Raw genomic sequence first — 20,186 nt, forward strand, 5'->3', positions numbered from 1 at the left:
CGTGGCCTTACCGTCCCCACTGCGCTTCGCCGAGAGCCTGACCAACGCGCTTGGCCGCGACATCGTGTCGCAGCATTTACAACGAAAACCACGCTATAGCGTGAACACAAGATATGGCTATGCGGGGGTATGAGAGTGACTGATGCGCTGAATGGTTTGACCCGAGAAGCGCTTGAAGCGCAAGTGCTGCGCTTGCGGGGCCTGCTGGAACGCGCTGGCATCACCCCCGATGCCCCTGGCGATGACGCCTCCACCGAGCAGGTGATGGAAGACGCCCAGACCCGCTACCGGCTTGCGGTCAAAGCCACCAATGACGCCATCTGGGACTGGAACCTCAGCGCGAACCAGGTGCAGTGGAACGATGCGTTGCAGCATGCTTACGGCCATGCCGTAGGCAGCTTCGAGGCCACAGGCCAATGGTGGTTGGGGCATATCCACCCGGACGACCAGCCACGTGTGGAGCAGTCCATTCATGCCGTCATCGATGGCACAGGCGATGCCTGGGCCGATGAATACCGCTTTCGCCGGGCCGACGGCTCCTATGCGCAGGTGCTCGACCGTGGGCATGTGATCCGTAACGATCAGGGTGTCGCGGTGCGTATGATCGGGGCCATGCTTGACCTCACCGGTATGCGAAGCGCTGAAGCCGCCCTGCGCCGCAGCGAAGAGCGGTTCAGGACCATCATCGAGACGATCGAAGCGGCCTTTGCCATCGTGCAGGTGAAATTCGATGCCGATGACCAGCCGGTCGATTACCTGTTCGTAGAAGCCAACCCCGCGTTCGAACGCCAAACCGGTGTTGACCTGCGGGGCAAGTGGGTCACGGAGTTCGCTCCCGACCTGGAGCAGTTCTGGTTCGACACGTACGGTCAGGTGGCGAAGACGGGCATCCCTGCCACCTTCGAAAACTACGCCCACAGTTTCAGGCGCTGGTTCGACGTTCGCGCCGTGCGGGTGGGTGACCCCGCGCAGCGGCAAATCGCTATTTTCTTCAGCGACGTCACCGGCCGGCGCACGGCCCAGGAGCGCTTGCGTGAAAGCGAGGCAGTGGCCCGGCAGAACATCGAGCGGGTGCAGCTGGCCTTGGCCGCTGGGGCTATTTTCGGGACCTGGCATTGGGACCTGCGCAACGACAGCTTCACCGTGGACGAAGCCTTCGCTCGCGCCTTCGGGCTGGACCCACGCCTGGGTCACAAGGGCCTGAGCCTTGAGCAGGTGATTGCAACGGTGCACCCGGAGGACCGTCAAGGCCTGCTCTCGGCTATTAATGACGCCATCGCCAGAGGCGGCGCGTATGCCCATCAGTACCGGGTGCGCCGCGCCGATGGCAGGTATTACTGGATCGAGGCCAACGGCCGGGTCGACCATGGCGCCGACGGCACCCCGTCTGACTTCCCAGGCGTACTGATCGATGTAGAAGGCCGGCGGGCAGTGGAGGCGCAGCGCGATCGCGCGATTTCGGCGCTGCGCGGGCTCAACGACACCCTTGAACAGCGCGTCGTGGCCCGCACCGCCGAGCTGATGCAAACCGAAGAAAAACTACGCCAGGCACAAAAAATGGAAGCCGTCGGGCAATTGACCGGGGGCCTGGCGCATGACTTCAACAACCTGTTGGCCGGGGTGTCGGGCGCCCTGGAAATGATGGCCACCCGCCTGGCCCAAGGCCGCCTGGCCGATGTGGACCGCTACTTGCTCAGCGCCCAGAGCGCCGCCAAGCGCGCCGCAGCCCTGACCCATCGGCTGCTGGCCTTTTCACGCCGGCAAACCCTGGACCCACGGCCTACGGATGTGAACACCCTGGTGGACGGCATGATTGAGCTGATCCAGCGCACCGTGGGCCCCAGTATTTCGATACAAACCCACCTGGCCCCCGACCTGGGGCCAGTGCTGGTGGACGCCAGCCAACTGGAAAACGCGTTGCTCAACCTCTGTATCAACGCCCGTGACGCCATGCCTGCTGGCGGGCGCATTCTGATCGACACCGCTGGCAGTTGGCTGGACAGCCAAGACACCCTAGGCCTGGACATGACCCCAGGGGAGTACCTCACGCTGCGGGTCACTGACAACGGCACCGGGATGACGCCGGCAGTATTGGCCAAGGCCTTCGACCCGTTTTTCACCACCAAACCTATCGGCCAGGGTACGGGCTTGGGTTTATCGATGATCTACGGCTTTGCGCGGCAATCGGGTGGTCAAGTGCGCCTGGCGTCAGAGCTGGGCAAAGGCACCGTGACGTCCCTCTTCCTGCCACGCTACGCCGGCGCATTACACGCCAGTGAGCAGGGCGAAGACGCCTCTGGGGCCGCGCAGGCGGCGGTGGGCGAGACCATTTTGGTGGTGGATGACGAACCCACGGTGCGCATGCTGCTCATGGACGTGCTGGGCGACTTGGGCTATGCCTTGATCGAGGCCGCCGACAGTGCCGAAGGCTTGCAGGTGTTGCGTTCCGACGTGCGGATCGACTTGCTGATTACCGACGTGGGGCTGCCCGGTGGCATGAACGGGCGGCAGATGGCCGATGCGGCGCGGGAGGTCAGGCCGGGCTTGAGCACCTTGTTCATCACCGGCTACGCCGAGACCGCTGCAATCGGCGATGGCCAGTTGGCGCCGGGCATGCATGTGCTGACCAAGCCGTTTTCCATCGACACCCTGACCTCGCGCGTGCAGGGCTTGATGAAAGGCTAGCAACGCCAAGCGCAACCGGTGCATTTGCCATTCTTACGGATTGCTTTACTATCCCCGCCGCCGGTTACCGAAAGGTATTGAAAGGGAATCCACCGGGCCTAGGCCCCAACTGGAACTGCCCCCGCAACTGTAGGCGCCGAGTGTGTGTCCGTTAGGCTCTGTACGAAAAGGTTTGGAACGAAGGTCAGGCAAGGCAAAAACCGGCGAGGAAGCGGAGTTTACTGGTTGTAAATGAGCATTTCGAGCCGGTTTTTAACGCAGCATCACCGAGTACCAATACTTTACGTACAGAGCCTAGGCCACTGGGGTTACCCCTGGGAAGGTAGACACATGCCGCGACGCGCCAGTCAGGAGACCTGCCGGCCAAGGTAATACCACTGACCGGCGGGGTGTCCGGGAAGGGCGCCCTCCCCCTGACGTGGCCAGCGCGACCGGCCTACGTGGCCAACGTGCCCCGGCCTGCCCGTCAACGGCAGGAGGCGTGAGCGTGCTTTCCGATACCCTGCGCCCCTGATCGTGCGCTACTTGACCCCTCGGAGAGCCCGCCTTGAACCTGCCCCGCCTGTTTGCCCTGGTTGCCGCCTTGAGCCTGCCCGCCACCGCGCTGGCCGCCCCTACCCAGTACCCGCTCACGGTCGAAAACTGCGGCAAGGCCGTGACCTTCGCCCACGCACCCACCCGGGCGGTGACCATCGGCCAGGCCGGCACAGAAATGCTCTACGCCCTGGGCCTGGGCGACCGGCTGGTGGGCACGTCGCTCTGGTTCAACCCCGTGCTGCCTGAATACCAGGCGCAAAACGCCAAGATCGAGCGCCTGGCAAACAACGAGCCCAGCTTCGAAGCGGTGATCAACAAGCGGCCCCAGATCGTACCGGTTCAATTCGAATGGATGGTCGGGCCTCAGGGCGCCGTCGGTACCCGCGAGCAGTTCGATGATGTGGGCGTGCCCACTTACCTCTTCCCGTCCGATTGCGAAGGCAAGGACAACCTGGTGGGTGCGGACGGCACTCGGCTCCAGGCGTTTTCCATTGATAGCCTGTACAAGACCCTGGAGCAACTGGCGCAGATCTTCGACGTGCAAGGCCGAGGCGACGCACTGGTGGCAAGTTACCGCGTGCGTGTGGCGCAGGCACAGGCGCACGCGCGCCAGGCCGCTGGTCACGAGCTGTCGGCGGTGGTGTGGTTCTCCAGCGCCAACCTCACCACCGACCCCTTCGTGGCGGGCCGCAAAGGTGTGGTGGACTACATGCTCAGCACGCTGGGCATCCGCAACGTGGTGGAGTCCACTGAAGAATGGCCCACGGTAGGCTGGGAAACCCTGGCCAGGGCCAACCCGGATGTGATTGTGATCGCCCGTATGGACCGCCGCCGCTTCCCCGCCGACGACTATGAGAAAAAACTGGCCTTCCTCAAAAGCGACCCGGTCACCCGCACCATGGACGCCGTGAAACACGACCGCATCCTGATTATCGATGCCGATGCCTTGCAGGCCAGCACCCGCCTGTTCACCGGCCTTGAACAACTTGCCGATGCCAGCCATCGCTATGCCCGATGATGCTTAGGCGTACGTTGCTGGCGGTCGCCTTGCTGGCCCTCGCCGTGCTGGCCGCCATCGCTATTGGCGAAACCACCATCGAGCCCCGGGTCGTGGCTCAGGTTCTGGCGAACAAACTGGGGGGGGCTCATTACGGGGTCGACCCCATCGATGTGGGTGTGGTGTGGAATTACCGCCTGCCCCGAGCGCTGGTGGCAGCCGCCTGCGGTGCAGGCCTTGCGCTCTGTGGCTTGATTCTCCAGGCGCTGCTGCGCAACGCCTTGGCGGACCCGTACCTGCTGGGCATATCGGCGGGTGCCTCCACCGGTGCAGTGCTGGTGTCACTGATTGGGTTGGGCGGTGGTCTGTTGTCGTTGCCAGCCGGGGCGTTTCTGGGTGGAGTCGCGGCCTTTTCGCTGGTGGCGCTGCTGGCCCGCGCCTCACGGTTGTCAGGCGGCAGTGGCCTGATCGTGCTGGCGGGTGTTGCCAGCTCCCAACTCTTCAACGCGCTCACCGCCTTCCTGATTGCGCGGTCGGCCAATGCCGAGCAGGCGCGGGGCATCCTGTTCTGGCTATTGGGCAACCTCAGCGGGGTGCGCTGGCCTTCGGTCACCCTGGCGGTGCCTGCAGCGCTGTTGGCGTTGGCGGTCTGCATCTGGCATCGCCGGGCATTGGATGCCTTCGCCTTCGGTGCAGAGTCCGCCGCCTCCTTGGGCGTACCGGTGCGGCAGGTGCGGCTGATCCTCATCGGGTGTGCGGCGTTGGTCACTGCCGTGCTGGTGTCGTTGGTAGGCTCGATCGGCTTCGTCGGTTTGGTCGTGCCTCACGCCCTGCGCTTGCTGGTGGGCACCCGCCATACGCGCCTGGTGCCTCTGGCGGCCGTGGCCGGCGCGTTGTTCCTGATGGCGGCCGACGTGCTATCGCGCACTTTGATCCAGGGGCAAGTGTTGCCGGTAGGGGTGATTACCGCGCTGGTCGGCGCCCCGGTATTCGCCCTCTTGTTGCTGCAAGGGGAGCGCAAGCGATGACCCAACCGGTGTTGGCCTGCCATCAACTGAGCTTCAAGGCGCGAGGGGCACTGCTGCTTGATGACGTCAGCCTGGAGGTACACCCTGGTGAGCGCCTGGGCATCGTCGGGCCCAACGGCTCGGGCAAATCCACCTTGCTGCGCCTGCTCGGTGGGCTGCTCAAGCCTGCCAGTGGCCACATCACCCTCTTCGGCCAGCCGCTGGCCGCTTACGGGCGCCGCGACATCGCGCAGCAGCTCGCCATGGTCGAACAACACGCTGAAACTGCCGAACGCCTACGGGTGCGGGACGCGGTAGAGCTGGGCCGCACCCCCTGGCTGTCAGCCCTGGCGCCTTGGGGCCCCAGCCATGACGCTGCGGTAGACGCGGCCCTGGACGCAATCGGCATGGCCGCCATGGCGCTCCGCCACTGGCATAGCCTGTCAGGGGGCGAGCGCCAGCGCGTACACATCGCCCGGGCCTTGGCGCAGCAGCCCAAGGTGCTGCTGCTGGACGAGCCCACCAACCACTTGGACATCCACCACCAGCTCTCGCTGATGGCGCTGGTTGGCGGGCTGGGTGTTACCAGCGTGATCGCCCTGCACGACCTCAATCAGGCCATGACCTGCGACCGCCTTGCGGTGCTCCACGAAGGCCGGCTGGTCGCGATAGGGTCACCCCGCGACGTGCTAACCCCTGAGCGCTTGCGCAGCGCGTTTAAGGTACAGGGCCATTGGCTGGCCGACCCGAAAGGCGGCCCGCCGATGCTGGCGCTGCGAGCCATGACCGACGCGCCCTGACACTCGCGGGCCACCTTAGGCCGCTTTCAAATATTAAGTTTTCGTAAACCCTGCGTCTGCGCCGGAACGTGAGGTCTCTACCGCGCCACTTACGGCGCACCTACACCCTGTTGCGCGCTTAGGCTGATGACCGCTGGCGCGCGGCGGGGCCTGTCAGTGCGCTTGGCAAGGGATTGAAATGCCCCACGTCAATAAGGCGTTGCCCTCGCCCTCTCATAAGGGCTCTACCGTGAACATTTCCAATACCCCTGCGCTTGCGCCCTCGTTGCCGGTGGATGAGCCGCCCGCCTCAACGGGTTTACCTCAGGCTGAGCAGGCAGGGCAAACGGCCCAACCCTCGCACCTGGGCAATGAGGCACCGCTTTCGCCGGGCAGCTATCCGGCGCCAAGGCCAGGGCTGAGCGCGAACCTGCGTTTTGGTGCTCAAGCCTCACCCCCTGGCACGCCCCGTAAAGGGGCAAGCGATACCAACCGGGCCCGCCTGGACGGGCTGCCTACCGAGTTGAAGCGCCAGATCGCAGGGTGCCTGATGGAAGGCCCGGATGTTCGGGCTAACCTACGGAACCTGAAAGCTGCCATGGGCACTGATCATTCGCTACGTACGGCGGTCAGGGACCAGGGCGCCACTGATCCAGCGGCCCCTGATGCACTCAAGTGCATGATCCGGCTAGAGGCTGCCTGCAAACAGCTGCAGCGTATGGCCGACCTACCGCCCTTACCTGATGCACAGCGTGAGACGATCATTGGCCTGCTCCAGCCGAGCGTTCGTCAACGCTTGGTTGATGAGGCAATCGGCTCAGGCGAGCTTAGTAAACAGGGGGACGCGATCCTGGCCCTCGGCGCAGGCCTGAAACACCTGACGCCGTCACAGCGCACGAGCGTGTTCGAGGCCACCTTTGACCTCAGAGGCGAGCCGAGAGCGGCCGCGCTACGAGGTCTGGCCAAGGGGTTCCCCGCGCTGCTGCCAGAGCAGCAAAAGGCGCTGTTCACCATTGCCATGCGCCCCGGCGACACTCATGACCTCAACGGGTTATTGCCCACCCTAGGTGCGCATCTGCCGGTGCTGCCCCCCGAATACAAGGCTCAGTTGCTTAACCTGGCCCCAGGCACACTTAACCCGCCGTCTGCACCCCGCCTTGCTCTCCTTGCCTCGATAAGTAGGCACTTGCCTGCCCTCCAGGCTACCCACAAGGCGGCCGTGTTCAATGCACTGCGTGACCCCACGGCGGACCCTGCCTGCCGGACTACACTCTTCGAGCACATGGCAGCTCAGGCTGCCCAGTTGACCCTGCGTGAACAGTCAGCCTTGGTCACTCATGCCACGTCGTTAGCCGGTGATGTACCGCAGGCGCAGGCGATCGCCCTGCTAGGGCAGCATTACAAGGCGTTGCAACCCAAGGCGGCTAACGAACTGTTCAGTGCGCTCAATGAACTCACCGCGCGGGCGCCAGCGCACGCGTGCATCGCCCTGAGCGGCTTCGCTCGCCATTACGGTGACTTGAGGCATTCCGTGCGCACGGCGCTGGAAGACGCGATCCCACACGACCTGACGCAGCCTGCGCCCCCGGGCTTTGCCAGGCTGGCAGAAGGCCTCAGCCACGCCTTCCATGACCTGCCCATCGACACGGGCAACCGGTTATTCGAGAGCGCCATCCGTTACCAAGGGGTGGACAGTCATCGCGCCCTCGGCGGCATGATGAGGGCAGCCGCGTCGCTGACGGTGGACCAACGCGAGGCCGCACTGGCGGCGATGCTTGGGCTGCAAACTCACGCTGACGTGGCCTACATCGCCAGCGAGCATTTGGGCGCTTCCCTTCACGCCTTCACGCCAGAGCAGTCCAAGCAACTGTACGGCACGCTTGATGGGCTCACGCCTGGTGAACAGGTGGCATGCACTGCCAGGCTCGGGCAACAGGTCAGAGGCAGATCACGGGCCTGACGCGAAGGGGCCACGGCCGCCTTAGGCCGTGCCCCAGGTCAGTACCCGCTCAAGGATAGGCTCATCAACCTGGCCCAGTACTCTGAGGTAGAGGGTAACGGTAGTACCGGCACCCGGCGCGGTTTGAAGGCGAGCGTCCCCGCCTGCACTGACCGCAAACGCTTTCACCTGGGCCAGCCCTAACCCCGTGCCCTGCCCTGCCGGCTTGGTGGTGTAGAACGGCGTGAACACCTGACCGGCGACCTCAGGCGTCATGCCAGGGCCATCGTCACACACGCTGAGCACCAGGTAATCCCCTTGTGCCAAGGCGAGGTCATCCTCGATGTGTACCTTGCGCGTGGCCACCTGTACCTGCCCTGCACCATCGAGCACATCCCGGGCATTGACCAGCAGGTTCATCACCACCGCATACAGCTGCGCTTCCACACAGAGTACGCCCCAGCCTCGGTCAGCCAGGTCGAAGGTGAGGTCCACCCCTTCACTCATGGCCCCTTGCATCATCGACTGGGCAGCTTCGAGCCGCTCGCTGACGTCGATGCAGATGACCTCGGCCCCATCGCCGCGCACGCTGGTCATCAGATGCTGGACCAACTGCCGGCCTTGATCTACCGCCTGAAACCCCGTATCGGCAAACCGCTCTACGTCGAGGGGGCGGCGCGAGCGCAAGCGGATCATCTGAAAGCTGGCGCTGATGGTTTGCAGAAGGTTATTGAAGTCATGGGCAATGCTGGCGGTGAGCATGCCCAAGGACGAAATACGCCGTGAATGCTGAGCCGAACGCTCACTCTCGGTGCGCGCCTGTTGAGCCTGCTCTAGTTGCGCCTGCAAGCGCAGCGCCTGTTGCTCGCGTTGCCTGTTGAGCAAACGCGCTTCGAGCAAGGCGCTGGTTTGCCTGGCCAGCGCCTCAAGCGCAACGCAGTGAGGGGCGCTCAGCTGCCGGGGCCGGGTGTCGATCACACAGATCGTGCCCAGGGCGTTGCCCCCATCCGACACAATGGGCGCGCCTGCGTAAAAACGGATATAGGGCGGGCCCAGCACCAAGGGGTTATGGGCGAACCGGGGGTCGAGCCGCGCGTCCTCTACCACCAGCACTTGGGAGGGATCCAGGATCGCGTGGGCACAGAAAGCGATGTCACGGTGGGTTTCTCGCTCGGGCAGGCCGATACAGGCCTTGAACCACTGGCGGTCGCGGTCCACCAGTGAAACCAGGGCAATGGGCACGGCGCACAAAGTGGTGGCTAGCAGCACGATATCGTCGAACGCCTGTTCGGGGGTGCTGTCCAGCACGTCCAGATGTTCGAGCGACAAGACGCGCTCCTCCTCGCTGATGGGCACAGGTGCGGGACGATGAGGCATTGAAGAAATCGCAGTGAGAAAGAATAGCGCGCCATCATGCGCTGCGCTTATCGGCACGGCAAGCCTGTTCGGCGCATCCCGCCCACTGGTGTGCCATTGCCCTGAAGAAAGGTTCATCCACCCAAAGGCGCCCAGACAGCTTGGTGAAAGCCTGCTTCCGTTAGGCTGCCCAACCGCGCCCGGAAGACGTAGCCAAGGCCTTCAGCAAAGGCGTCGGGGGCATTCTGGGCGAAGCCGGGATCATCATTGCCCTGGGTGCGATGCTAGGCGCCCTGATGGCCGAGTCCGGCGCTGCAAGCCGTATTGCCAGCACTCTGCTTGCATTGGGAAAGTGCCGGGCATTGCCCTGGGTGATGGCGGTGGTCGCAATGGTCATCGGCCTGCCGTTGTTCTTCGAAGTGGGCCTGGTGATGATGGTGCCCATCATCTTCGTGATGGCGCGTCAGTCCAACCAACCCCTGCTCAAGATTGCGATACCCGCACTGGCCGGTATGACCAGGCTGCACGCGCTGATGCCGCCCCACCCTGGCCCCCTGATCGCGGTCAGTGCGCTGCACGCCGACCTGGGCTTGACCATGCTGCTGGGCTTTACGTTGGCCGTGCCGGCGGTGATTCTGGCCGGGCCGTTGTATGGCCTCTGGCTGTCGCGGCGGCTGCACATTGAGATCCCGGCAGAGCTGGGCGAGTTGTTCACCGCGCGGCCCGGTTGCTGACCCTCGGCGCAGGCGGCGGCTTGAAGCAAACCTTGCTGGACGCCGGTGTGAGCCAGACCATCAGCAAGCTTGCAGCTCAAACAAACCATCTGGGTGTGGTCGGTACTGCAAACCATCGTGTCGGTCACAGGCCTGGCAGGCGCGTCTTTATTCTGGATGTGGTTAGTCTAGCCCCTGCTTACCGTTTAGGGACTGAATGATGTTTTCTGTCTGGATCCTATGATGAGGGCTCTATACTTAACCCATCACAAGCCCAGATGGGGCGGCCATCTTAAGGAACGGTAGCGTGGTAACAGGCGTGGCGAGGTGGGTAGCAGCGTGCGTGCTGGCCGCAGGCGTGGGGGGCTCGGCCTGGGCACAAAGCCCGATCGAGGTGGTGACCGAGGAATTGCCGCCTTACAACATGACCCTCAATGGCAAGGTCACCGGCTTGAGCACTGACATCGTGCAGGCGGTCATGAAGGAAGCCGGCATAGCGGCACCCATTCAGGTGATGCCGTGGGCCCGCGCCTACGATCGGGCCCGTAGCGTACCGAACGTGCTGATTTATTCCATCGTGCGCACACCCGAGCGTGAGGCGCTGTTCCAGTGGGTGGGCGAAATTGCACCCATGAAGTGGTACCTGTTCAGCCTGGCCGAGCGCCCCGTGCACCTGAACAGCCTTGATGAAGCCCACGGGCATCAGATTGCCGCCGTCAACATGGACGTGGGCCAGCAATACCTGATCAACCACGGCTTCAAGCCAGGCTTCGAAGTGCAATCAACCAACCGCTACGAAACCAACTACCAGATGCTCAAGGTGGATCACGTAGAACTCTGGATTTCCAACGAGCTCAACGCGCTGTACCTCGCCCGCCGTAACGGCGACGACCCTGACAAGGCCTTGGTGCGCTCGCTGGAACTTACCGCTTTCAATCACCAGGGCGGCATCGCCATGGCCTTCAGCAATGGTACCGCCCCCCAGACCGTAGAGCGTTTTCGTCAGGGCCTTGCGACCATCAAGGCCAACGGCACCTATGATGCAATTCTTGCGCGCTGGCTCAAGGCTGGTAAGGCTGTGCCTTAGGCCCTTGGCTCAAGACAACACCGCACTCAGAGGCTGGCTGACGGGCGCGGCGAGGGGCAGCGCTACCGTGAACACCACTTCGCCGTCACGTTGTTCAGCCGTGATCGCGCCGCCATGGGCCCGGGCAATGGCATCGGAAATGTACAGCCCGAGGCCTAGCCCGTCGCGATTGCCTTGATGGCTCGTAGTGCCTTTGAACGGCGTGAAGAGGTTCTTGAGGCGCTCGCTGCTCATGGGCGACGCCGGATTGGCCACTTCCAGCAGGATGCCGCCAGGGCCGCGCTGCACGCTGAGTCGAGCACGGCTGCCATTGCCATGTTGGCTGGCGTTGGCGATCAGGTTGATGACCACCTGTGCCAAGCGATCCGGGTCTACGTCGGCATGCAAATTGGGCTGGATGGCCCGCTCCAGGCTCAAGCCTGGGTAGGCGAACTCGGCCTCGGAGGCTAACACCTCAAGCAGTGCGGAAATATCAGTGGGCACGCGGTTCAGAGCCATGCCAAGGCCTGCCTGCAAGCGGCTCAACTCCATGACATGGCTCACCAGCCGGGTCATGCGCCCCGACGAGGTAGCGATGCTCTGGCGTAACCGGGCCGTACGCTGCTCGCTGTCGGAGAGCATGGACGCGGCCATGGTGATCGATTGGAGAGGCGTGCGCAGGTCATGGCCCAAGGCGGCAATCAGCATCTGACGCATGCTGTTGGTATTACTGACGCGGTTGTGTACCACGGTTGCCACTGCTTGACGCACCCCTTCGGCCACGGTGCGGTCGATGCGCGACCAGGGCACAGACTGCCCCCGCACCACCTCTTCCCAGGCATCGAACGAGCCACGAGGCGTGAGCCGCGAACCGAACGGCCCGGTGTCGACGATTTTCTCGGGCTTACCGCCCCAGCGCACGTTCTCTACCTGCTCCGGGCGGAACCACATGATCCAGCCTTGCTCGCCCCGGTCAAAGCGCACGGCAAGCACGCCACACAGGCCATTGATAGGCTCTGGGCCGGGCCAGCGCTCCAAGGCATAAAGGTTGTGGTCACTGAGCAAGCTAAGGTGTTCGTTCATCTGCCGCGCGGCTTCGTCTGCCAGGCTGTACAAGGTTTGCACCCGGCCTTTGAGGCAAACGGCAACGTCCTGGCAGTCGATGATTTGGTCCAGGCCCGTGCGGGCCTGGCACAGCGCTGCGATCAGGTCATCGGCGTCGTGTAGCCCTTCTTCAAGGGCATGAATGCGCGTTTGTGCCAGGTTGATGGCCTCGCTTTGCTGGATCTGCTCCAGGCGCTCCACCAGTGCCGAGCAGATCTGCGACACCATTTGAAACGACAGCCTGACGGAGTACGCCAGGGTTTTAGTGGAGTCATGGTGGCAGGAGAACAGCCCCCATAGCTTGCCGCCCACCACGATGGACACGCTCATGGAGGCATGCACCCCCATGTTGGTGAGGTATTCGCAATGAATAGGCGAGACGCTGCGCAACTCGCAGTGGCTTAGGTCGAACGGCCGCCCCGTTAAAGGATGCACATCAGGCACCAACGGTGAGGGGCTGTAGGCGACGTCGGCAATCAGGCGGGTGGGGTTCTGGATATACAGGCGCCGGGCTTGTGCCGGAATGTCCGACGCAGGGTAGCGCTGGCCCAGGTAGGACACCAGATCAGGGCGATGGGCCTCAGCCACTACCTCGCCGGATTCGTCCGGGCGGAAACGGTACGCCATCACGCGGTCATAGCCGGTCAGGTCGCGGATGCGGCTGGTAACCCTGGCCAACAGCGCCTGCGTATCGGTGGCGTGGCGGATCTGCGCAATGATGCGCTGCGCATCGCCAGCCAGGTGATAAAACGCGTTCTGGGGCAAGGGCTGCGGCTCGAACTCCAGGAACACCATGCCCTGGAAGCGATGCGCAATCACATCAAAACCCAACGCCTGGTTGGTGTACCGGCTGCTGTCAGTCCACCCATCACTGGCCGTGAGGCCGATTTCCACGACATCGCCCAGTTGGTCGAGCAGTACCTCGGGCAAAGCCCGGCCCGGCTCGGCATCCACACCTAAGTGCTGAGCAAAATTCTGGCTTCGCGTAAGCACATTGCCGCTGGCGTCCAGCCCCACCAAGGCGCCATGCGGCTGAATCGAACCCGGCGTATGGATAGGCTCGTTTTCGCAGTTTTCCAGGTTGATGTGGCCGGGCGAAGCATAGGGCATAGCGGACCTGTAGCGCTGTGAAGGATTCACATGACATGCGATTTAATCGTAAGACATCGGATTATGCCAACGGTGCCTGTTGTTGGGCGACTACCGGCACTCGCTTTGCCGACCGAACTTGAGTCGGCGGCCCTACGCTGGTGTCACAGCTATGCGCACGAATGCAGCATTCCCTGCCCCTCCTTAAGGAATCCAATGACGTACATCGCCGCCCCTGACCGTTATGAACGCATTCCCTACCGCCGAGTGGGCCGCAGTGGCCTGGTACTGCCGGCCCTGTCGCTGGGCCTTTGGCACAACTTTGGCGACAGCACCCCTATCGACCGCCAGCGCGCCATGCTGCGCACGGCGTTCGACCTGGGCATCAATCATTTCGATTTGGCCAACAACTACGGCCCGCCTTACGGCACGGCCGAAACCAACTTCGGCCGACTGCTGCGGGAGGACTTCAAGGCCTACCGCGATGAGCTGATTATCTCCACCAAAGCCGGTTGGGACATGTGGCCCGGCCCCTACGGCCAAGGCGGTGGCTCGCGTAAATACGTGCTGGCCAGCCTCGATCAGAGCCTTGCCCGCATGGGCCTGGAGTACGTGGACATCTTCTACTCCCACCGCTTCGACGCCGACACACCCCTGGAAGAAACCGCCAGTGCGTTGGCCACTGCCGTACAGCAGGGCAAAGCCCTGTACGTGGGCATCAGCTCGTATTCCGGCAGCAAAACCCGTGAGATGGCCGCACTGCTCGCAGAGTGGAAGGTCCCTTTGGTGATTCATCAGCCTGCCTACAATTTGCTTAACCGGTGGGTAGAAAAAGACCTCCTCGACACCACTGAGCAGCTTGGAGCCGGCGTCATTGCCTTTACCCCCCTCGCCCAGGGCTTGCTCACGGACAAGTACCTCAACGGTATCCCGAGCGATGCGCGGGTCAATCAGCCGGGTGGTCAGTCGCTGCAAGCGGGGCATTTGTCCGAGGAGAACCTGGCCCACGTGCGGGCGCTCAATGAAATCGCCAAGGCGCGCGGTCAGAGCCTGGCGCAGCTTGCCCTGGCCTGGACCCTGCGCGACCCTAGGGTCACCAGTGCGCTTATTGGCGCCAGCCGTCCTGAGCAGATCATCGAAAACGTAGCGGCCCTGAGCCGCCTGGACTTCACCGACGAAGAGCTGACCGAGATCGACCGCTTCGCCGTGGAAGGCCAGATCAACCTGTGGGAGAAACCTTCGTCGGCCGAATAAGGCGCCGTCACGCGCGTACACGTACCGCAATGCGGCCGCCTTTCATGGTGGCCGCCAAGCGGTATGGCAGGTCAGCAACCAGAAACTCGCGGGGGTGGCCCAGCACTTCGTTAAACGGAAGCCCAAAGCCCACGAGCGCGGTGGTGCGAGGGTCGAAGCCCAGGAATGGCCTGCCTTGTGGGGTTAGCGATGGGGTGGTCATGCTCAACTCTCTTGATAGCGTGTCAAGAAAGCTATCGGCCGCTTGGGCAAAAAGTTTGACGCCCGATTGTCGGCGCATTCACGATGCGCGTCAGCACCCCACCAGGCAGGCCTGCTGACACACTAAACGCAGCCACAGCCCTCCACGCCAGGCTCACCCACCACCACCTCAAAACCCTCGTCCCGCCAGCCGGTCAGCCCACCGATCATCTCCTTGACCGCAAACCCCAGTGCCGCCAGGCGGGCCCCCGCTTGATGCGCGGCGTTGCAGTGAGGGCCTGCGCAATACACCACGAACAGGGTCGCGGACGGCCATGCGGCAAGCGTTTGCTCGGTAAGCAGCGCATAAGGCAGGTTGATGGCGCCCGGCACATGCGCTGCAGCAAAGGCGGCGGCATTGCGCACGTCGAGCAGAGTGTAATCCACCTCACCCGCCTGCTGGCTGTGGTGCACGTCGGCGCAGTCGGTTTCGAACGCCAGGCGGTTGGTGAAGTGTGTCCAGGCGACACAAGACAGGGCAGCGGGAATCTCACTAACGGTGCTGGGCATGGTGTGGCTCCTTATAGGTAGCCCCACTGTATTTGCCGTCAGCAGGTGGTTACAGTGGCTGCCTGGACAAGCACCGGCAGGTTTGCGCCATATGCACACTCAACCACGGCGCGTAGCCATTTTGGCCTACGACGGCCTTTGCACGTTTGAATTCGGCGTGGCCGTAGAGATCTTCGGGCTGGCCCGGCCAGAGTTCGAGTTCCCTTGGTATCAGCATTGCATCGTTGCAGCCGACGCAGGCCCATTGCGGGCCATGGGCGGCATTCAGGTGGTGGCTGATCTAGGGCTGGAGGGGCTGTTTGATGCCCATACAGTGGTGATCCCCGGGTGGCGTGACGGCGACATACCTCCTCCTCCCGCCTTGCTGGACGCGCTGCAAGCCGCCTATGAACGCGGCTCACGGCTGGTATCGATCTGTTCGGGGGTGTTCGTGCTGGCCGCCGCCGGGCTGCTGGACGGCAAGCGCGCTACTACACACTGGCGTTACACCGATGAACTTGCCCAGCGCTACCCGTTGATCGAGGTGGACGCTGCGGTGCTGTACGTGGATGCTGGCCAGATCATCACCTCGGCAGGCAGTGCGGCCGGGATCGACGCCTGCCTACATGTGGTGGCGTGTGATTTTGGTACGGCTGTGGCCAACACCGTGGCGCGGCGGCTAGTGATGGCCCCGCAGCGCGCCGGCGGGCAGTTGCAATTCATTCCTACGCCGGTGGCGAGCGCCTCGCGCAATGACCTTGCCCCTGTACTGGAATGGGCACGTGGCCGTTTGCACCAGCCATTGACGGTTGCGGCCATGGCCGAGCGGGCCTTGATAAGTGAGCGCACCTTCTTACGCCGATTTACCAACGCGACAGGGCTCGCTCCCAAGGCGTGGCTGCAGCAGGCCCGCTTGGCCAGGGTGCGAGAGCTGCTGGAAACCACGCCGACCGCCCTGGAACGCCTCGCCGAGCAGTGCGGCTTTGGCTCGGTCGAGGCGTTTCGGCTAGCGTTTCGCAAGCACAGCGGCTTGTCGCCGTCGGCTTACCGCGAGCGCTTTGGACGGCGGGCGGTGCCGGACCCGCTGCCGGTCTAGGCTCAGGTTTGGGGTTGCAACTTCACCTTGATCCAGCCGCTGTCATGGCGCTCGAATGCTTCGAACGCGGCGATGGCATCGCCTAGCGGCTCGCTCTGGGTGAGGACCTTGGCGGGGTCTACCCGGCCGGCCAGGGTAAGGTCGATCAGCGTAGGGATGTACCGCCGGTGGTGACAGTTGCCCATGTTCAGGGTCAGGTTCTTGTTCATCGCCGCGCCGATAGGGAAGCTATCAAAACCGGGTGGGTAAACCCCAATAATCGACAGCGTACCGGCCTTGGCCAAGCCCTCGATGGCCCACTGCAGGGCTTGTGCCGGGGCGTCGCCAGGCTGCCATTGCGCGTGGGTGTGGTGATGGCCGCCGTGTGAATGGTTGGCGTCGATGCCCACCGCATCGATGGCGCAGTCCACACCGATGTCATCGGTAAGGCGCTGCAGGGTTTGCACCGGGTCTTCCTGCTCGAAATCGATCACTTCCGCCCCCAGCGCCCTGGCTTTGTCCAGGCGGTCAGGCAGGCCATCGATGGCAAACACCCGCCCGGCGCCCATCAGCTTGGCGCTTACCACGGCAAACAGCCCAACCGGGCCACACCCAAACACGGCCACACTGTCGCCGTGCTTGATCCCTGCCATCTCGGCGCCAAACCAGGCCGTGGGGAAAATATCGGACATCGCCAGGGCCTGATCGTCGGAAATGGCATCTGGCAACTTGATCAAGCCTACGTGTGCATAGGGGATGCGGGCTTTCTCTGCCTGCAGGCCGTGGAAGGGCCCGGTGGCTTTGGGCCCGCCGAAGAACGATGTACCCGCCGATTTGCCGTTGGGGTTGGCAACGTCGCACTGCGCGAAATAGCCGGCGCGGCAGTAGCTGCAATTGCCACAGGCGATGGTTGAGGGGATCACCACCCGGTCGCCTACTTTCAGGTTGCGCACGTCAGGGCCCAGTTGCTCCACGACACCGACCCCTTCGTGGCCAAGGATGGTGCCTGGCTGCATGTCGGGGAAACTGCCGCGGATAAAGTGCAGGTCGGTGCCGCAAATGGCCGAGGCCGTGAGCCGCACGATGGCATCGGTGGGCGCTTGAAGTTGGGGTTCGGGCACGTCGTCAATGCGAATGTCGCCTTCACCATGAAATACCACCGCTTTCATCTGTTGCCTCCTCAATCGATCAGGGCATCGGGAACGTCAATGACACACTGACGCGCTTGAGCAATAGAAGTAAGCAGCGCAAGGCGAGTTTAAAATTTTGGGCGCTGCCTGGACCAGCGGCCTACGGCTTGCTCGCGGCCTGATAAGAACACAGGGGGAACGTCTGAGGTCGATTACCAGTCTTTACAGTACCTCACTCATTTGTGGTGCTTGTCGGCCACCAGGAGACTGAACATGACCCTGCGCCCTACCCTCGCTTACCTTGGCCTTACCCTGGCGCTTGCTTCAGGCGCTACATGGGCGGCATCGGGCAAGACGTCTGATGACACCGCACCCGCCACCCCAGGCATAGGCTCACCGCCTGCCGTTGATGTGCCCGGCGCACCGGGCAAAGGCTCAGCCCCGATTACAAACCCTACCGGGGCGAATGGCGCACTCGACATGCAGCCTGTTGAAGAGCTGGACAAGCGCCCTGCCACGCCCCACGACCAGCATACGGCGCCTGCCCCAAGCACGCCCGCGCCGACGAAACCCTGACACCCCACGGGGCGTGCCGATCCAAACCGGCGCGCCTTTATGCTTTCCAGGAGAGCTTCATGAACGCTTATAAAACTGCTTTGACCAGCCTATGCCTGGCGACCTCCTTGTTGGCAGCCAACGCCATGGCCGATACCGCCAGTACGCATAAGGACGACAAGGGCGTGCACGCTGAAATCCGTGACGGCGCCAACGAAACCCCTGCCACCAATAAAGGCAAGGGCACTGGCCTTCTGGGTGGTGGGCCTGTCAAGGAAAACCCGGAGGATGTAAAGCCGGGCAAGTCTGAAAAGATGAACGACACACAGGGTGAGACGGCACGCTTTAAGAAAGACCAAGCCCAATAAGCCCCTCGCTGCTCCGCCAGGGCCTGCCCAGGGCCCTGGCCTTGCTTTGATTGATTCCCTACTGAAGGTTTGACGGAGCATTCCCGGCTTCGATGCGGTCTAGTTCATCGACCGCTAGAAACATAAGGTAACAACATGCCCCGTCACCAGTCCTCCCTTGCCCTGGGAATTACCCTGCTTGCCTTGATTGTGGTGCTATTGGGCGCCTACACCCGGCTGACAGGTTCCGGCCTGGGTTGCCCTGACTGGCCCGGTTGCTACGGCCAGCTCAGCGTGCCAGAGGGCCTGCCGACGGCACGCCAAGCCTGGACTGAAATGATCCACCGCTATGTCGCGGGTGCCTTGGTCGTGCTGGTGACCCTTCAAGCCTGGTTAAGCTGGCGCGTCCACGGGTGGCGGCAACCTGCGGCATTGCTGATGTGGGGTGTAATCGCGCTGCAAGCGTTATTGGGCCTGTGGACGGTGACCTTCAAGGTGTGGCCTCAAGTGGTCACGCTGCATCTGCTTGGCGGCCTCACGATTTTGTCATTGGCCTATGTGCACTGGCGCCGGCTGACGGCCCTTCCTCTGACAGCAGCAAAGCTGCCCGCCCTGCGCTGGCTAGCGGCCGGTGCAGTAGCTTTACTCGTGGTGCAAGTGTGCCTGGGAGGCTGGACCAGCACCAATCACGCCGGTGCCATCTGCCCTGCCTTGCCCGGCTGCGGCGCAGTAGCGTGGCAGGACCTTGACCTCTCCAGCAGCTTGCAGCTGCAACAGCCCATTGGGCCAAGCTATCTGGCGGGTGCGCTACCTCTTGAAGCGCGTGCCGGCCTGCACATGGTGCATCGGCTTGGCGCCGTGGCTTTGATGCTGGTACTTGCCGCCTTGGCTGCTGTTCTGTATCGACACGGGCTTAAAGGCCTTGCGGGCGCGCTGGTGGCTGCTGGCGCCGGTCAAGCGTTGATCGGCATGGCCACCGCCCTGTGGTCAGCACCACTTCCGCTGGCGCTGACTCACACGGCGGGCGCAGCCGTGCTGGCGTTGGTGCTGGTAGAGATCAGTCATCGGGTCTATGGACAGTCGCCTGCCGTTGACCGAGGCCGCCTGCCTGCACAGTGGCAGCCCCGGCCCGCGCTGCTGCGCGACGCGCCGTGACGGCTGGCGACCATGGGGCAGATCTTTTCGCGCAGCGCCGACCTGTGGCTTCGGTTGACGTTGATTGGCCTGTTTGGTGGGTTGGTGGCGGTGTTCATCATTGCCCAGATACTCGCAAGGTCCGATTACGCCACCTCGCAGGGCTTCACGCCCGATCAGCCTATTCCCTTTTCTCATCAGCACCATGTGGGTGGGTTGAAGCTGGACTGCCAGTATTGCCACACCAACGTGGCCACCAGCGCCCAGGCAGGCCTGCCGCCTACACACACCTGTATGACCTGCCACTCGCAGATCTGGACCAACGCCGACGTATTGGAGCCGCTGCGTCAGAGCCTTGCGCGCAACCAGCCGTTGAAGTGGAACCGCGTATCCCAGGTGCCAGACTACGTGTACTTCCATCACGACGTTCACGTCACCGCTGGGGTGGGCTGTGTGGAATGCCACGGCCGGGTAGATACCATGCCGCTGATGCGTCGAGACAAAGCGTTCACCATGCAGTGGTGCGTAGATTGCCACCGCGACCCTGGCCCACGCTTGCGCCCACGGGAGGTGGTTACCCAGATGGATTGGACGACCCAAGAGGACCGTCGTGCTTTGGGCGAGCGCTTGCTCAAGCAGTACCACATCGATACCCGCGACCTGACCTCGTGCAGCGTATGCCACAGGTGA

The 20,186-nt window shown here is 63.2% G+C and carries 17 protein-coding genes and 1 pseudogene; 13 read left to right on the plus strand and 5 right to left on the minus strand.

All coding sequences use genetic code 11. The features are described 5' to 3' along the window. Positions 1-186 precede the first annotated feature (186 nt). The 5 genes from AC4LE2_RS11230 (at position 187) to AC4LE2_RS11250 (ending at position 7,965) form a co-directional block, all read left to right on the plus strand. The gene (locus AC4LE2_RS11230) at positions 187-2,685 is read left to right on the plus strand and encodes a PAS domain-containing protein (RefSeq protein ID WP_491828114.1); all 2,499 of its coding nucleotides are present in this window, start codon (positions 187-189) and stop codon (positions 2,683-2,685) included. Between the two features lie 547 nt (positions 2,686-3,232). Beyond that, the gene (locus AC4LE2_RS11235; RefSeq protein ID WP_491825840.1) at positions 3,233-4,240 is read left to right on the plus strand and encodes an ABC transporter substrate-binding protein; all 1,008 of its coding nucleotides are present in this window, start codon (positions 3,233-3,235) and stop codon (positions 4,238-4,240) included. Beyond that, complete coding sequence (locus tag AC4LE2_RS11240) at positions 4,240-5,247, plus strand: FecCD family ABC transporter permease (RefSeq protein ID WP_491828115.1); 1,008 nt, start codon at positions 4,240-4,242, stop codon at positions 5,245-5,247. The genes AC4LE2_RS11235 and AC4LE2_RS11240 overlap by 1 nt, the downstream gene beginning before the upstream one ends. Further along, positions 5,244-6,026: an ABC transporter ATP-binding protein gene (locus AC4LE2_RS11245; RefSeq protein WP_491825841.1), complete on the plus strand. Its 783-nt coding sequence runs from the start codon at positions 5,244-5,246 to the stop codon at positions 6,024-6,026. The genes AC4LE2_RS11240 and AC4LE2_RS11245 overlap by 4 nt, the downstream gene beginning before the upstream one ends. Before the next feature lie 178 nt (positions 6,027-6,204). Next, a complete protein-coding gene (locus AC4LE2_RS11250; RefSeq protein ID WP_491825842.1) occupies positions 6,205-7,965 on the plus strand; it encodes a hypothetical protein in 1,761 nt (586 codons plus the stop codon). A gap of 21 nt (positions 7,966-7,986) precedes the next feature. Here AC4LE2_RS11250 and AC4LE2_RS11255 read toward each other — a convergent pair whose 3' ends face one another. Further along, positions 7,987-9,321, minus strand: a complete 1,335-nt coding sequence (locus AC4LE2_RS11255; protein WP_491825843.1) for a sensor histidine kinase — start codon at positions 9,319-9,321, stop codon at positions 7,987-7,989. Between the two features lie 182 nt (positions 9,322-9,503). Here AC4LE2_RS11255 and AC4LE2_RS11260 point away from each other — a divergent pair. Both AC4LE2_RS11260 and AC4LE2_RS11265 read left to right on the plus strand, forming a co-directional pair. Further along, positions 9,504-10,205, plus strand: a pseudogene (locus tag AC4LE2_RS11260) (GntT/GntP/DsdX family permease); the annotation flags it as partial. Positions 10,206-10,320: 115 nt separating this feature from the next. Beyond that, entirely contained in the window at positions 10,321-11,100 is a 780-nt protein-coding gene (locus AC4LE2_RS11265; protein ID WP_491825844.1) for a substrate-binding periplasmic protein, read from the plus strand. Positions 11,101-11,109: 9 nt separating this feature from the next. Here the strand turns inward: AC4LE2_RS11265 and AC4LE2_RS11270 are convergent, their stop codons facing one another. Beyond that, on the minus strand, positions 11,110-13,293 hold the full coding sequence (locus AC4LE2_RS11270; RefSeq protein WP_491825845.1) for an ATP-binding protein: 2,184 nt from the start codon (positions 13,291-13,293) through the stop codon (positions 11,110-11,112). A gap of 195 nt (positions 13,294-13,488) precedes the next feature. Between AC4LE2_RS11270 and mgrA the strand changes: the two genes are divergently transcribed. After that, positions 13,489-14,526, plus strand: coding sequence for an L-glyceraldehyde 3-phosphate reductase (gene mgrA, locus AC4LE2_RS11275; RefSeq protein WP_491825846.1), 1,038 nt, complete (start codon positions 13,489-13,491; stop codon positions 14,524-14,526). A gap of 7 nt (positions 14,527-14,533) precedes the next feature. Here the strand turns inward: mgrA and AC4LE2_RS11280 are convergent, their stop codons facing one another. Together AC4LE2_RS11280 and AC4LE2_RS11285 are read right to left on the minus strand one after the other, a co-directional pair. Further along, complete coding sequence (locus AC4LE2_RS11280) at positions 14,534-14,728, minus strand: hypothetical protein (RefSeq protein ID WP_491825847.1); 195 nt, start codon at positions 14,726-14,728, stop codon at positions 14,534-14,536. A 122-nt stretch (positions 14,729-14,850) separates the two neighbouring features. Further along, positions 14,851-15,276 (minus strand): rhodanese-like domain-containing protein, encoded by a 426-nt coding sequence (locus AC4LE2_RS11285; RefSeq protein ID WP_491825848.1) that lies wholly within the window; start codon positions 15,274-15,276, stop codon positions 14,851-14,853. A 91-nt stretch (positions 15,277-15,367) separates the two neighbouring features. Here AC4LE2_RS11285 and ftrA point away from each other — a divergent pair, with 91 nt between their 5' ends. Next, positions 15,368-16,351 (plus strand): transcriptional regulator FtrA, encoded by a 984-nt coding sequence (ftrA, locus tag AC4LE2_RS11290; protein WP_491825849.1) that lies wholly within the window; start codon positions 15,368-15,370, stop codon positions 16,349-16,351. A 2-nt stretch (positions 16,352-16,353) separates the two neighbouring features. Here ftrA and AC4LE2_RS11295 read toward each other — a convergent pair whose 3' ends face one another. Continuing rightward, entirely contained in the window at positions 16,354-17,499 is a 1,146-nt protein-coding gene (locus AC4LE2_RS11295) for a zinc-dependent alcohol dehydrogenase (protein ID WP_491825850.1), read from the minus strand. A gap of 234 nt (positions 17,500-17,733) precedes the next feature. Between AC4LE2_RS11295 and AC4LE2_RS11300 the strand changes: the two genes are divergently transcribed. The 4 genes from AC4LE2_RS11300 (at position 17,734) to AC4LE2_RS11315 (ending at position 20,186) form a co-directional block, all read left to right on the plus strand. Beyond that, on the plus strand, positions 17,734-18,036 hold the full coding sequence (locus tag AC4LE2_RS11300) for a hypothetical protein (protein ID WP_491825851.1): 303 nt from the start codon (positions 17,734-17,736) through the stop codon (positions 18,034-18,036). Positions 18,037-18,095: 59 nt separating this feature from the next. Next, complete coding sequence (locus AC4LE2_RS11305; RefSeq protein WP_491825852.1) at positions 18,096-18,383, plus strand: hypothetical protein; 288 nt, start codon at positions 18,096-18,098, stop codon at positions 18,381-18,383. 135 nt (positions 18,384-18,518) lie between these two features. Further along, positions 18,519-19,517 carry a COX15/CtaA family protein gene (locus tag AC4LE2_RS11310; RefSeq protein ID WP_491825853.1) on the plus strand — a complete coding sequence of 333 codons (999 nt, stop codon included), beginning with the start codon at positions 18,519-18,521 and terminating at the stop codon, positions 19,515-19,517. A 12-nt stretch (positions 19,518-19,529) separates the two neighbouring features. Next, positions 19,530-20,186 (plus strand): cytochrome c3 family protein, encoded by a 657-nt coding sequence (locus tag AC4LE2_RS11315; RefSeq protein ID WP_491825854.1) that lies wholly within the window; start codon positions 19,530-19,532, stop codon positions 20,184-20,186.

Source organism: Pseudomonas sp. 9.3L (assembly GCF_058536285.1).

Excerpts from the sequence above, each read along its gene's own strand:
- AC4LE2_RS11250 (WP_491825842.1), top strand. The coding sequence starts at position 6,205 with ATGCCCCACGTCAATAAGGCGTTGCCCTCGCCCTCTCATAAGGGCTCT.
- AC4LE2_RS11245 (WP_491825841.1), top strand. The coding sequence starts at position 5,244 with ATGACCCAACCGGTGTTGGCCTGCCATCAACTGAGCTTCAAGGCGCGA.
- AC4LE2_RS11295 (WP_491825850.1), bottom strand. The coding sequence starts at position 17,499 with ATGAAAGCGGTGGTATTTCATGGTGAAGGCGACATTCGCATTGACGAC.
- AC4LE2_RS11285 (WP_491825848.1), bottom strand. The coding sequence starts at position 15,276 with ATGCCCAGCACCGTTAGTGAGATTCCCGCTGCCCTGTCTTGTGTCGCC.
- AC4LE2_RS11280 (WP_491825847.1), bottom strand. The coding sequence starts at position 14,728 with ATGACCACCCCATCGCTAACCCCACAAGGCAGGCCATTCCTGGGCTTC.
- AC4LE2_RS11255 (WP_491825843.1), bottom strand. The coding sequence starts at position 9,321 with ATGCCTCATCGTCCCGCACCTGTGCCCATCAGCGAGGAGGAGCGCGTC.
- ftrA (WP_491825849.1), top strand. The coding sequence starts at position 15,368 with ATGCACACTCAACCACGGCGCGTAGCCATTTTGGCCTACGACGGCCTT.
- AC4LE2_RS11240 (WP_491828115.1), top strand. The coding sequence starts at position 4,240 with ATGCTTAGGCGTACGTTGCTGGCGGTCGCCTTGCTGGCCCTCGCCGTG.
- AC4LE2_RS11270 (WP_491825845.1), bottom strand. The coding sequence starts at position 13,293 with ATGCCCTATGCTTCGCCCGGCCACATCAACCTGGAAAACTGCGAAAAC.
- AC4LE2_RS11305 (WP_491825852.1), top strand. The coding sequence starts at position 18,096 with ATGAACGCTTATAAAACTGCTTTGACCAGCCTATGCCTGGCGACCTCC.
- AC4LE2_RS11315 (WP_491825854.1), top strand. The coding sequence starts at position 19,530 with ATGGGGCAGATCTTTTCGCGCAGCGCCGACCTGTGGCTTCGGTTGACG.
- AC4LE2_RS11310 (WP_491825853.1), top strand. The coding sequence starts at position 18,519 with ATGCCCCGTCACCAGTCCTCCCTTGCCCTGGGAATTACCCTGCTTGCC.
- AC4LE2_RS11300 (WP_491825851.1), top strand. The coding sequence starts at position 17,734 with ATGACCCTGCGCCCTACCCTCGCTTACCTTGGCCTTACCCTGGCGCTT.
- mgrA (WP_491825846.1), top strand. The coding sequence starts at position 13,489 with ATGACGTACATCGCCGCCCCTGACCGTTATGAACGCATTCCCTACCGC.